Raw genomic sequence first — 11771 nt, forward strand, 5'->3', positions numbered from 1 at the left:
CCAAGTTTTCACCTTCTTTTGTATGGGGTTAGCTCGAGTGGCTATGTTTGAGGGTTATTATTGGTATAATGCTCAAAACAAAGTCAAGGAAGCAGCACAATAAGGTGCGATCGCTCTAGCTAAAACCTCTGAAACTTTCCTAGTTTCTAACAGGCAGATTGAGGCTATGGTTGCAGCTATACAGTCAGGTAGACAACTTACAGGTAAACCACTTAAAAATGTCAACTTAGAACAAACGCCTAACCAGCAAACTGTAGTAGTGGCACTCAAGCGAGCAATTTACAATTTGCGAGAACGAAACCGCTTGGAAGGGCATAGCGATGCGGTCAATAGCGTCGCATTTAGCCCCGATGGTAAGACCATCGCTTCTGCAAGTAGGGACAACAGCGTTAAACTCTGGGATGCGGCTACAGGTAAAAAAATCACCACCCTCAACGGGCATAGGGATAGGGTTAATAGCGTCGCATTTAGCCCGGATGGTAAGACCATCGCTTCTGCAAGTAGGGACAACAGCGTCAAACTCTGGGATGCGGCTACACGTAAAAAAATCACCACCCTTCCTTTGGAACGCTACGCGAACAACGGGCATAGCGATGCGGTCACGGACATCGCATTTAGCCCTAATCGCAAGACCATCGCTTCTGCAAGTGCTGACAACAGCGTCAAACTCTGGGATGCGGCTACAGGTCAAGAAATCACCACCCTCAATGGGCATAGGGATAGGGTTAATAGCATCGCATTTAGCCCTAATGGCAAGACCATCGCTTCTGCTAGTGCTGACAACAGCGTCAAACTCTGGGATGCGGCTACAGGTCAAGAAATCACCACCCTCAATGGGCATAGGGATAGGGTTAATAGCATCGCATTTAGCCCCGATGGCAAGACCATTGCTTCTGCAAGTTGGGACAACAGCCTCAAACTCTGGGATGCGGCTACAGCTAAAGAAATCACCACCCTCAACGGGCATAGCTCTGCGGTCACGGACGTCGCATTTAGCTCCGATGGCAAGACCATCGCTTCTGCAAGTTGGGACAACAGCGTCAAACTCTGGGATGCGGCTACAGGTCAAGAAATCACCACCCTTCCTTCGGAACACTACGCGAACAACGGGCATAGGGATAGGGTTAATAGCGTCGCATTTAGCCCCGATGGCAAGACCATCGCTTCTGCAAGTAGGGACAGTAGCGTCAAACTCTGGGATGCGGCTATAGGTAAAGAAATCACCACCCTTCCTTCGGAACGCTACGCGAACAACGGGCATAGGGAATGGGTCAATAGCGTCGCATTTAGCCCCGATGGCAAGACTATTGCTTCTGCTAGTGATGATAAGAGTGTTAAACTCTGGGATGCGACTACACGTAAAGAAATCACCACCTTCAACGGGCATAGCGATGTGGTCATTGGCGTCGCATTTAGCCCCAATGGTAAGACCATCGCTTCTGCTAGTGCTGATAAGAGTGTTAAACTCTGGGATGCGACTACAGGTAAACCCATCTCCACCTTCAACGGGCATAGCTATGCGGTCATTAGCGTCGCATTTAGCCCCGATGGTAAGACCATCGCTTCTGCTAGTGCTGATAAGAGCGTCAAACTCTGGGATGCGGCTACAGGTAAAGAAATCACCACCCTTCCTTCGGAACACTACGCAAACAAGGGGCATAGTGATGCGGTCTGGGGCGTAGCGTTTAGCCCCGATGGTAAGACCATCGCTTCTGCTAGTGCTGATAAGAGCGTCAAACTCTGGGATGCGACTACAGGTAAACCCATCTCCACCTTCAACAGGCATAGTGATGCGGTCTGGGGCGTAGCGTTTAGCCCCGACGGTAATACCATCGCTTCTGCTAGTGCTGATAAGAGCGTCAAACTCTGGGATGCGGCTACAGGTAAAGAAATCACTACCCTCAAGGGGCATAGCAAATGGGTCATTAGCGTCGCATTTAGCCCCGATGGCAAGACAATCGCTTCTGCTAGTGATGACAACAGCGTCAAACTCTGGAAGGTGTACCCAAATAACCTAAATGATTTAATCGTCTACAGTTGCAATAGGCTACGTGTTTATTTACAATCAAATCCCAATGTGAGCGATCGCACTCTCTGCGATGGCATTGGTACAAAAAGCAATTAGCTTTGCAGCCAGAAATCAATTACTGCTACTGCGATCGCACAGTTTTTGATTTGAGGGGGTGACAAGATGGCGATGCCTGCGGCGGGCTGCGCCTACGCACTCTCTGCGATGGCATTCCTACCAAGAGCAATTAGCTGATCAATTACTGCTACTGCGATCGCATGGTCTTGATCTATATAATCAATTCAGCGATCAACAACAAATACATTATGAAAACCGTATCTATCGAATTTCCAGATAGCGTTTTTTCTGCTCTCAGAAAAGACCCTGATGAATTTGCTCAAGAAATGAGGATAGCTGCTGCTGTCAAATGGTACGAAATGGGAGAGATATCACAAGGGAAAGCAGCAGAAATCGCCGGCTTAAATAGAGCAGAATTTATTAATATTCTTGCACGCTATCAAATTTCTCCTTTTCAATACACTACTCAAGAATTAGCGTCAGAACTTGCTGCTCTAGATGAATAAAATTGTAATTAATACTTCTCCCTTAATTGTCTTATTTAAAAGTCAGTTTGCCTACTTGCTACCAGAATTATTCACTGAAATTATTGTTCCATCAGGTGTTTGGGATGAAATTGTCGAAGCGGGAAAAACTGATACAGCATCAAGACAATTACCTACATCTTCTTGGGCAAAAAGAGTTACCCTCACCAGTGTCTCATCTTTAATTTTAGCTTGGGGATTAGATCATGGCGAATCTGAAGTTTTGAGCTTTGCTCTAGAAAATACTGGTTATCGGGCAATTATTGATGATGCTGCTGCTAGACGGGTAGCTAAAACCTTAAACATTCCATTTATGAGAACTTTAGGAATGCTCGTCTTGGCCAAGAAACAAGGTTTAATTTCTGAAATTTCACAACCAATTCAAGCTATACAAGATGCTGGTTTATGGCTATCTGACGATTTAATTCAGTTCCTTACACAACAAGCAGAAGAATAGATGTCACCTTGCAAGCTTGTTTACTGTAGGCTAGAAGAACGACAACGCGATCGCACAGTTTTTGATTTGAGGGGGTGACAAGATGGCGATCGCACACATCCACAGAACTAGAGAACTTGAGGCATTGTTGCTATATTCCATAACAATCTTTAAGGTAAGGCAAGAATTTTTGCTATGATATCTAAGCTCATAAACAATGTGAATGTCAAACTTTAAGAAAGGCAATGAAAAAGGTTACACTAACGGAATTAAGTAATAATATTGAACGTCTACTAGATGAGGTACTAGAAACAGGTGTTCCACTAGAAATTAACAAAAATGGCAAGTTATTAAAAATTGTTCCTCTAGAAAAAAAAGATAAGCTTCAAAATTTGACATTTAAATCTGATGCTATTCAAGGAAATCCAGATGATTTAGTTAACATCAGTTGGGAACAGGAGATTAATATTGATTTATCTTGACACTCATGTAGTAGCATGGCTTTATGCTGGATTGACAGATAAATTAACTGATATTGCTAAAACTTTAATTAATGATAATGACGTTTATATTTCGCCAATGGTGAGATTAGAATTACAGTATTTATATGAAATAAAACGTCTTAAAGATAAACCAGATGTGATTATTCCCAATCTGTCCGAGCAAATTGGTTTAAAGATATGTAATCAAAAGTTTAATGAGATTATCAGTACTAGCTTAACTATTACTTGGACTCGCGATCCTTTTGATCGGATTATTACGGCCAATGCTCTATTAAATAATAATATATTACTGAGCAAAGATGAAAATATTCTGAATAACTATCTGTATGCAAAATGGCGTGATTAAAAGTTACATTAATCGCCAAAATATAACGCAATGCACAACAGCAATGACTGCGGCGGTCACTGAGCGCAGCCGAAGTGCGGGCTGCGCCTACGCAAATTTCATTCACAAGCAATCGCAAAATTCTTCAGGTCAAAACGAGTCCATAAGATTGTTTCGTCGTTCCTCCTCTCTACGAGACGCTATGCGAACGCAATGACGGTTATTCTCTCATTGCAAATAAAAACTGGGATGCACCCGGTAAGCTATATGTTAAAAACAATTCAAGGAATTTATAAAAACGGCAAAATTGAATTAGCTGAAACACCAGAGGGTATCACTGAAAGTTTAGTGTTTGTCACCTTTCTAGAAACTAAACCCAGCCAATGGCCAGAAATCATCATGCAACATCCAGGTGCAACAGAAAGTATTATCTTTGAATCATATCGAGATGAACTGATACTACCGAACGAAATAGAACTTTAATTATGTATGGGTTATCTACTGGATACTTGCGTCATTAGTGATTTTGTCAAAGGAGAAGAAAACACCCTCAAGCGAATAAAATTAATCTCTCCTACTGAAATTTTTGTTTCATCTCTAACAGTTATGGAGGTGAAATATGGATTAGCTATAAACCCACAACGCGCTGTTAAAATTCAATCAATTATTAAAATATTATTAGCTTCAATTACAATTTTACCTTTTGATTCAAAAGAAGCAGAACAAGCAGCCCACATCAGAAGCTTTCTTACAGCTATTTTCAGGTAAATAGACCACGCGGTAGGGGTAAAGCGCAATGCTCAGACGTGTCAACTTAACGTAAAAGCCATGTCCCGCAAGGAACTGAAGTTCCTTGCTAATAGCGAAAGTCATCTAAAGATGACTAAATAATCCGAAAAATCTTTAGTCTACTTTAGTAGACTTTAGCTATTAGCCTAGAACTTTAGTTCGAGGCGGGCGAGTCAGCTAACAGTTAAGCTACTTTTAGCTTAAGTTGACACCAATGAGCATTGCTAAACCCCTACGATAGATGTGGTTCAAATACATGAAAACTGCTGTAAATTAGCTGGTTCACCTATTGGCGCTTACGATGTACTGATAGCAGCCACCGCAGTAATCAATAATCATATTGTGGTGACATCTAATGTCCGAGAATTTCAAAGAGTACCTAACTTGCAAATCGAAAATTGGCGTTCTGTGTGAATAGCTTACTCTCCCCTAACTTAACGTAAGCTTCTCCAGCTTGCCTAAATGTATCATTCTTAAAGTGAAACGGTATTACCTTCCCTGTAGCGACTTCCGCCTTCCCTGAAGCAGCTTCCGTCTTGACGTTTCCGTGTTACGCGCAGTCTGTAGCAGCTTCCGTCTTGACGTTTCCGTGTTACGCGCAGTCTGTAGCAGCTTCCGTCTTGACGTTTCCGTGTTACGCGCAGTCTGTAGCAGCTTCCGCCAAGACGTTTCCGTGTTACGCGCAGCCTGTAGCAGCTTCCGCCTTGACATTATGAGAAATAGACTTGTGTTACAGCATCTTCCCTTAAATAAAATACGCTTTTGAGGCACAGCACTGCTGTGCCTTAACAATAAATATGGTTTTAATTGGCAAAAAATATTGTAAGGTACTTAACTTTTAGGCTTTTTCAGAAAAATCAACAATTTTACGTATGACAACTTCTTCAACAATTGTCCACTATAGAGTTATCAGTAATTTAGAAATTGAGTATTAATTATGGCAAGGGCAAAACGCAATTCACGTACTCTTGGCAAAGCTGAAGTACGTTTAGCAAGCATTAAATCTATTAGTCCAACTCTGGATGTCGGAGAGAAGTTAACAGTTAAAGATTATACTGAAAAAATCGAAAGCCTCCGAAAATCTCTAGAAGCATACAATACCACCCTCTCTACTATTGATGTCTTACTAACCCAGATCGTTGAAAATGAACAAGATTTAGCAGACTATTCTGAGAAAATTTTGCGTGGTATTGCTTATAAATATGGTAATAATAGCCATGAGTATCAGATGGCTGGAGGTATTCGTAAAAGCGATCGCAAGCGTACTGTGCGTCAAAGCGTGGTTTTGTCGAAGTAAGTAGGCGAATTACTGCGATGCCTACGGCGGGCTGCGCCTACGCATCCCAAATGCAAAGCTGAATCAACAGCTTGAGGATGCGATCGCCATTGAATCTTATAGCAAATAGTTCCAAATCCTATAGGAATCCTAAATGATATGTGAAAAATTTTAAGTAATGTAGGGTGGGCTTTGCCCACCATATCCGGGTTTTGGTGGGCAAAGCCCACCCTACGTGTATTTCAAAAATCAAATAGGAGTCCTATACAACTTTTTTATACTTCTACACTTTGCTTCGTTGCTATCCCGCCTCGGAATAAATTCCAAGGCTAATAGCTAAAGTCCTCTAAAGCGGACTGAGCAGATGATTTTAGTCCACGCTTAGTGGACTTCGGCTATCAGCCTTGCACTTCAGTGCAGGGCGGGATGTCGGTTAGCACGATACTTTGACTATTACAAAAATGTGGGTAATAACAAAAAACTACACCACACTACACTACCACCTACTAGAGATATGAGTGAAAAATAAATGTAGAGACGTAGCACTGCTACGTCTCTACAAGGGTTCTGGGTAACGCATATTTAATTTCTACCAGATGTCTACTGAGTTAAGAACGCCGTACATTCAAGCAACACCATTCTTTTCGTTTCCACAGGGTAGCAACCACCCAACCACTTTGTTCTAAGGCATCAGCAACAGCTTTAGATTGTTCTAGTAAAATACCACTGAAGATCGCCCAAGTTTCAGGTTTAGCGATCGCACTCATTTCTGGAACCAATTCAATAATTACATGAGCCAAAATATTGCAAACGATACCATCTACTGGTTTCTCAACTAGTTTTGTCAAAACGTCTACACTTCCCAGTGCAGGTAGTAAACGTTCTGGATTAATATCGTTTAATGCACCATTACTGATAGTTGATTGCACTGCTAAAGGGTCAGTATCTACTGCATAAACTTTCTCCGCTCCCAGTAGCAGCGCCCCAATAGAAAGGATACCAGAACCACAGCCAATATCCGCAATTACCAGATGTTCATGTTTGCCACTATTACCCACAAACGACTGAGGAACTCCACTTAGACGCATTTCCAGCGATTCCAAACATAGCTGAGTTGTGGCATGGTTGCCCGTACCAAATGCTACACCCGGGTCAAGACGAATCACTAACCGTTCCGTTGTTTCCGGTAATGGTAGCCAAGCGGGGTTAATTAGGAAGCGATCGCCTATTTCTTGCGGATGCCAATATTGTTTCCAGCTAGTCGCCCAATCTTCCTCATCAATTAATTGCCATTGCAGTGTAGGAGATGAAACACCTACACAAAGAGCATCTTGACGCAGCCACAGCGATAGCGCTGCTAAATCTAGCAGCTGCGTTTGAATTGTCGATAAATAAGCCCTGACTAAAGATGAATTTCCTTTATTTTCACTAGCTGTTCCCCGACAGCCAAAATCTTCTAGTCGCCAAAAGATCGAATCTTCTAGGTCAGACTCACATAAAATCTGTAGTTCCCACCAAGTGTTTGCCATAATTGAGAATTCAGGAGTCAGAATTCAGGAGTCAGGAGGAATTATTTCTTCTGACTCCTGGCTCCTGACTCCTGACTCCTAAAGTGTTACTGTATACGCGTCCCGAATACCAGGGACTTTTATAATCTCATTCAAAATGCCCTCAGGTAAAGGGTCATCTATACTCAGAGCCATTACGGCATCACCACGGACGATTTTACGACCTACCTGCATACTGGCAATATTCACATTAAAACTGCCGAGTAGGGAACCGAGTTTGCCGATAATCCCTGGCATATCGCGGTGCAGGGTAAACAACATATATTTGCTCGGTGGGACGTTAATCGGGAAACCGTCAACATCAGTTAGGTGGATTTCTCGTTCACCCAACAAAGCGCCGGTGACAGAATGAGTACCTAAAGTACCCGTGGCTTCTAGATGAAGCGTTCCGGCATAGTCACGAATCGAAGCATCGCGGGTTTCAATTACCCGAATTCCGCGCTCTTTGGCTTCTATGCTGGCATTTACGTAATTTACCCGTTCCCGCAAAGCTTGGTAAAGTAAACCTTTTAGGGCAGCTACTACCAAAGGTTGACTTTTGTTGGTAGCGAGTTCGCCTTGTAGTCGAATATTGAGTACTTCCACCCGTCCGCCAGCTAGCTGTCCTACCAGATTACCTAGAGTTTCTGCTAGTTGCATGTAGGGTTTGAGTTCTTCCAACACATCGGGGCCGAGTCCGGGAATGTTGACGGCTGAACGGGCTGGTAGTCCTAAAAGTACATCCCGAATTTGTTCGGCAACATCAATGGCTACATTCACTTGAGCTTCTGCGGTAGAGGCTCCCAAGTGGGGAGTGAGGATGATTTCTTTACCTAGCGATCGCAATTCCGATTCACCCAGTGGTTCAGACTCGAACACATCCAAGGCTGCACCCCCGATTTTACCCGCTTTCAGAGCTGCTGCTAAAGCTACTTCATCAATGATCCCACCACGAGCGCAGTTGATAATCCGGGTTGTGGGTTTCATCTTTGCCAGAGTTGTGGCATTGATTAAGTGGGTGGTTTCTGGGGTTTTGGGGATGTGTAGGGTGATATAATCTGCTTGTTGGAAGAGTAAATCTAGCTCAACTAACTGACAGCCAAGTTGTTCGGCTCGGTCTGTAGAAATAAAAGGGTCATAAGCTAGGAGTTTCATTCCCATTGTCTTAGCTACAGTGGCAACGTGGGAGCCAATTTTACCCAAACCGACAACGCCGAGAGTTTTTTTGTAGACTTCCGCGCCGACAAAGCTATTGCGATCCCACGCACCGCGTTTTACCGAAGCGTTAGCATCGGGGATGTGGCGAGACAAAGCTAAAATCATCGCTAACGCGTGTTCAGCGGCGGCAATGGTATTTCCCTCTGGAGAATTGACTACTACAATTCCCCGGCGGGTGGCAGCCGGAACATCCACATTATCCACACCCACACCAGCACGACCAATGATTTTTAGCTGAGTGCCAGCTTCAATGATTTCTTGGGTGACGCGTGTACTAGAGCGAATCATCAGCGCGTCATACTCACCAATAATTTCGATCAGTTCTGCTGGTTTTAGACCTATTTTGACATCAACGGTAGCAACTTGCGAAAGAATGTCAATTCCAGCTTGGTCAATAGAATCTGAGACAAGAACCTTAGACATGATTACTTCATTTAAAGCTACAGGTTTTGCTGCACAAGACTTTTTAGTTTAGTCTTTATCTGTCGCAATTGAGTAAAAATTATGAGTTTTAATATCAACTTAACCTTGACTTACGCTGGGTGGCGATGAGATCAGAGCGTCAGTTGCAGGGGTAGTATGGTTTGCCTCCTAGTATCTAAAGATGAGTGGCTGTTGCGCCACCCTGTCGCTAAATATAGAGCATGAATTGCACCAAATACTTATATATTTATTAATAGTTAAGAGTTATACCGTTTCTTTGTGAAGCTGCATATATTTACCCCCGGCTACGCCGTCCCCCCGATGCCTTGGGGGGACTACAGGGGGGTCTTTTTATGAAAAAAAGTTAGGTTGAAAACCGGACTTCGTCCCGCTACGCTAACGCCCGCAAGTGGCGCGAAAGAATCATTGTTTCCCAAGGTAGGTAGAAACCCCTCCCGCAAGTGGCGTGGCTGTCTAAAATGTTTGAATACAACGACTTGCTCAGTACAAGTTTTGAATACTTCGGCTACGCCCTTCTCTACGAGAGGCTGCGCCAACGGCTACGCTCAGGACAAGCTCAGGACAAGCTCAGTACAAGTTTTGAATTTTGAATTTATGTTTCTTGGGTGCAGATTACTATGCCTTTGTGCATCGAACTTTTTTGGAATATTTCTGTGCTTGGGAGTTTGTCTAGCAGTTAGTTTAGGAAGTTCGCACTCAAGCAGTTGCAACAATCGCCGCAATTTGGAAAGATATATGAATTATTACAGAACAACTATTGCTTTTTAGGAATAACGTTCCTGATTCCACTTTTACTAGAAACAGTATCACCTTTGTAGCGAGGGATGATATGAATACTGGAGTGCATAATATTTTGACCGGCGGCTCGGTTGATATTCATTCCTATATTAAAACCATCAGGCTCAAATTCTTTTTTGATAATTTCTTGTACTTTATTCACCATAAGCCAGCAAGCAGATTGCTCTTTAAATGGTAATTCAAAATAACTGCTAATATGACGCTTGGGGATAACTAAAACATGTCCTTTACTTATAGGATAGCCATCAAAAATAGCGTAAGCAGTTGCTGATTCAGTTAATAGTTTTAGACTTTTATGAGGATTACAGAATATACAATAATTAGATGAATTTCGCTGATGATTATAGTGGACATACTCATATAATTCCCGATGTTCATCTAAACAAACTGAAGGAAAGGGAAGTTTGACAAGACACTGATAAGTAGGTTTTTTATGGACATAATGTTCTCGAAAACCTTCTTTTTTGATATCCCTTCTTACAGCATAATAAGCTTTGCCTCCTGGTTTTAATAAGTGTGATATTTCCATAAGAACATTAGTTTGTTCTTCAGCAAATAAAACATTTAAAACATAAAAGCAAATTATTGTATCAAATTTATTCTCAGGATATTCTGGAAAATAATAAGGGTCATAGCCTGTAATATCACAACCTTTTTGGCGCAATATTTTAACATCATTACCAAAGCCACAACCAAAGTCTAGTATTTTGCCTTGGAGAAGGTTTTGATTTAATAAAAACTGTGCCGGAAATGATAGATAACTTCTTTCGATCGCAGTGAGATGGCTGAATTGATTTTTTTGCTGTTTCATAGAATTTTGGTGCTGATGTCCCAAAATTATTATTCCCAGCATCCTTGAGGTTATGCGATCGCATCAGGGTCAACGTCTAGCTCACGTAACTTAGCTGCTAATATATCAGCACGTTGGCGTTCTTGTTGGGCACGTTGGCGTTCTTGTTGGGCACGTTGGCGTTCTTGTTGGGCTTGTTCGCTGCTCCACAACAGCAAATTTCCTTCTGTATCCCACCAGCGCAGCCAATTCATGGTTTGACATAATCTTTCACCTTGCCAAATTCCGAGAAATAACTCTAACTCAGGAATCCAAAAGCGTCCATTGCTATCTGCTTGCTGCAAGGTATATTGTCCATTTTGCAAACATCGTAGTTCTAGACTTGGTTCGTAAGGGTCGTAGGTTACGTAGGTTGGAACTTGGAGAATCTTTTCGTAATAATAGAGTTTACCGTAGGGCAAAGTTGAACGGACTGATAGTTCTCCCCCTTCTGTGTCTGAGAGAAATTCCATCACTACAGCCACAGCAGCACCTTCTAAATTTGGGGTGTAGCTGCGACGAACTACATTTGTTCCCACAGACTGCACTTGAGGGACATAAAACCAGTCTGGGGCTTTAACGACAATTTTTTTGTTGACTGTGGCTACAAGTCCAAAATTAGAGCCAATCAGCATTTGGGGTTGGATGCGTCCTGCGCTTCCCAAAGCATCGGTAAGCGCAGCAGCGATCGCGGGTTGTTGAATATTTTCCACTGGATCGTCAGGTAAAATGAAGTCGGCTGGAAGTGCTTCCCAACTAACAGTTGGTTCTTTTTGGATGGGGTTAACTTGTAGAACCATAAAACTACTCCTAATATCAATGCACAGTATATAGCAATCCGGAATCATCTGTGAGAAAATACTTAAATTATAATCGTACTTTTAAACACTCATTAACAACTTAATTTTCCGGCTAGAATTATATATATTGCATAATCCATAGCTTCAAAGTAAGTTATTTAAAGTACATTAAATATTCCCGTATTTTCTCATGAAT

General features: G+C 42.4%; 12 protein-coding genes and 1 pseudogene. 9 read left to right on the forward strand and 4 right to left on the reverse strand.

All coding sequences use genetic code 11. The features are described 5' to 3' along the window. Nucleotides 1-166: 166 nt before the first annotated feature. From LC574_RS07495 to LC574_RS07535, 9 genes and pseudogenes are all read left to right on the forward strand, one after another. A complete protein-coding gene (locus LC574_RS07495; RefSeq protein ID WP_229452461.1) occupies nt 167-2125 on the forward strand; it encodes a WD40 repeat domain-containing protein in 1959 nt (652 codons plus the stop codon). Between the two features lie 209 nt (nt 2126-2334). Continuing rightward, nucleotides 2335-2592, forward strand: a complete 258-nt coding sequence (locus tag LC574_RS07500; protein WP_229452463.1) for a UPF0175 family protein — start codon at nt 2335-2337, stop codon at nt 2590-2592. Next, nucleotides 2585-3067: a DUF3368 domain-containing protein gene (locus LC574_RS07505; protein WP_229452465.1), complete on the forward strand. Its 483-nt coding sequence runs from the start codon at nt 2585-2587 to the stop codon at nt 3065-3067. Before LC574_RS07500 ends, LC574_RS07505 begins: the two co-directional genes overlap by 8 nt. A gap of 224 nt (nt 3068-3291) precedes the next feature. After that, entirely contained in the window at nt 3292-3528 is a 237-nt protein-coding gene (locus LC574_RS07510; RefSeq protein ID WP_229452467.1) for a type II toxin-antitoxin system Phd/YefM family antitoxin, read from the forward strand. Then, nucleotides 3515-3895, forward strand: coding sequence for a type II toxin-antitoxin system VapC family toxin (locus tag LC574_RS07515; protein ID WP_229452469.1), 381 nt, complete (start codon nt 3515-3517; stop codon nt 3893-3895). The genes LC574_RS07510 and LC574_RS07515 overlap by 14 nt, the downstream gene beginning before the upstream one ends. A 246-nt stretch (nt 3896-4141) precedes the next feature. Then, nucleotides 4142-4357, forward strand: coding sequence for a hypothetical protein (locus tag LC574_RS07520; RefSeq protein ID WP_229452471.1), 216 nt, complete (start codon nt 4142-4144; stop codon nt 4355-4357). Nucleotides 4358-4363: 6 nt separating this feature from the next. Further along, complete coding sequence (locus LC574_RS07525) at nt 4364-4642, forward strand: PIN domain-containing protein (RefSeq protein ID WP_229452473.1); 279 nt, start codon at nt 4364-4366, stop codon at nt 4640-4642. Between the two features lie 291 nt (nt 4643-4933). Continuing rightward, a pseudogene (locus tag LC574_RS07530) lies at nt 4934-5077 on the forward strand (type II toxin-antitoxin system VapC family toxin); the annotation flags it as partial. A 523-nt stretch (nt 5078-5600) separates the two neighbouring features. After that, a complete protein-coding gene (locus LC574_RS07535) occupies nt 5601-5960 on the forward strand; it encodes a hypothetical protein (protein WP_229452475.1) in 360 nt (119 codons plus the stop codon). Nucleotides 5961-6547: 587 nt separating this feature from the next. Here the strand turns inward: LC574_RS07535 and prmA are convergent. The 4 genes from prmA to LC574_RS07555 form a co-directional block, all read right to left on the reverse strand. Further along, nucleotides 6548-7468 carry a 50S ribosomal protein L11 methyltransferase gene (prmA, locus tag LC574_RS07540; protein ID WP_229452484.1) on the reverse strand — a complete coding sequence of 307 codons (921 nt, stop codon included), beginning with the start codon at nt 7466-7468 and terminating at the stop codon, nt 6548-6550. A gap of 78 nt (nt 7469-7546) precedes the next feature. Next, nucleotides 7547-9127 carry a phosphoglycerate dehydrogenase gene (gene serA, locus LC574_RS07545; RefSeq protein WP_229452486.1) on the reverse strand — a complete coding sequence of 527 codons (1581 nt, stop codon included), beginning with the start codon at nt 9125-9127 and terminating at the stop codon, nt 7547-7549. Nucleotides 9128-9902: 775 nt separating this feature from the next. Beyond that, nucleotides 9903-10757, reverse strand: coding sequence for an HIT family protein (locus tag LC574_RS07550; RefSeq protein WP_229452488.1), 855 nt, complete (start codon nt 10755-10757; stop codon nt 9903-9905). A 50-nt stretch (nt 10758-10807) separates the two neighbouring features. Continuing rightward, nucleotides 10808-11575 carry a Uma2 family endonuclease gene (locus tag LC574_RS07555; RefSeq protein ID WP_229452489.1) on the reverse strand — a complete coding sequence of 256 codons (768 nt, stop codon included), beginning with the start codon at nt 11573-11575 and terminating at the stop codon, nt 10808-10810. Between the last annotated feature and the right edge of the window lie 196 nt (nt 11576-11771).

It is taken from the genome of Nostoc sp. CHAB 5715 (assembly GCF_020829685.1).
Lineage (GTDB): Bacteria > Cyanobacteriota > Cyanobacteriia > Cyanobacteriales > Nostocaceae > Nostoc.

Coding starts and splice junctions, on each gene's coding strand:
- LC574_RS07510 (WP_229452467.1), top strand. CDS start 3,292: ATGAAAAAGGTTACACTAACGGAATTAAGTAATAATATTGAACGTCTA.
- LC574_RS07555 (WP_229452489.1), bottom strand. CDS start 11,575: ATGGTTCTACAAGTTAACCCCATCCAAAAAGAACCAACTGTTAGTTGG.
- LC574_RS07550 (WP_229452488.1), bottom strand. CDS start 10,757: ATGAAACAGCAAAAAAATCAATTCAGCCATCTCACTGCGATCGAAAGA.
- LC574_RS07520 (WP_229452471.1), top strand. CDS start 4,142: ATGTTAAAAACAATTCAAGGAATTTATAAAAACGGCAAAATTGAATTA.
- LC574_RS07535 (WP_229452475.1), top strand. CDS start 5,601: ATGGCAAGGGCAAAACGCAATTCACGTACTCTTGGCAAAGCTGAAGTA.
- LC574_RS07505 (WP_229452465.1), top strand. CDS start 2,585: ATGAATAAAATTGTAATTAATACTTCTCCCTTAATTGTCTTATTTAAA.
- prmA (WP_229452484.1), bottom strand. CDS start 7,468: ATGGCAAACACTTGGTGGGAACTACAGATTTTATGTGAGTCTGACCTA.
- LC574_RS07525 (WP_229452473.1), top strand. CDS start 4,364: ATGGGTTATCTACTGGATACTTGCGTCATTAGTGATTTTGTCAAAGGA.
- LC574_RS07500 (WP_229452463.1), top strand. CDS start 2,335: ATGAAAACCGTATCTATCGAATTTCCAGATAGCGTTTTTTCTGCTCTC.
- LC574_RS07495 (WP_229452461.1), top strand. CDS start 167: ATGGTTGCAGCTATACAGTCAGGTAGACAACTTACAGGTAAACCACTT.
- serA (WP_229452486.1), bottom strand. CDS start 9,127: ATGTCTAAGGTTCTTGTCTCAGATTCTATTGACCAAGCTGGAATTGAC.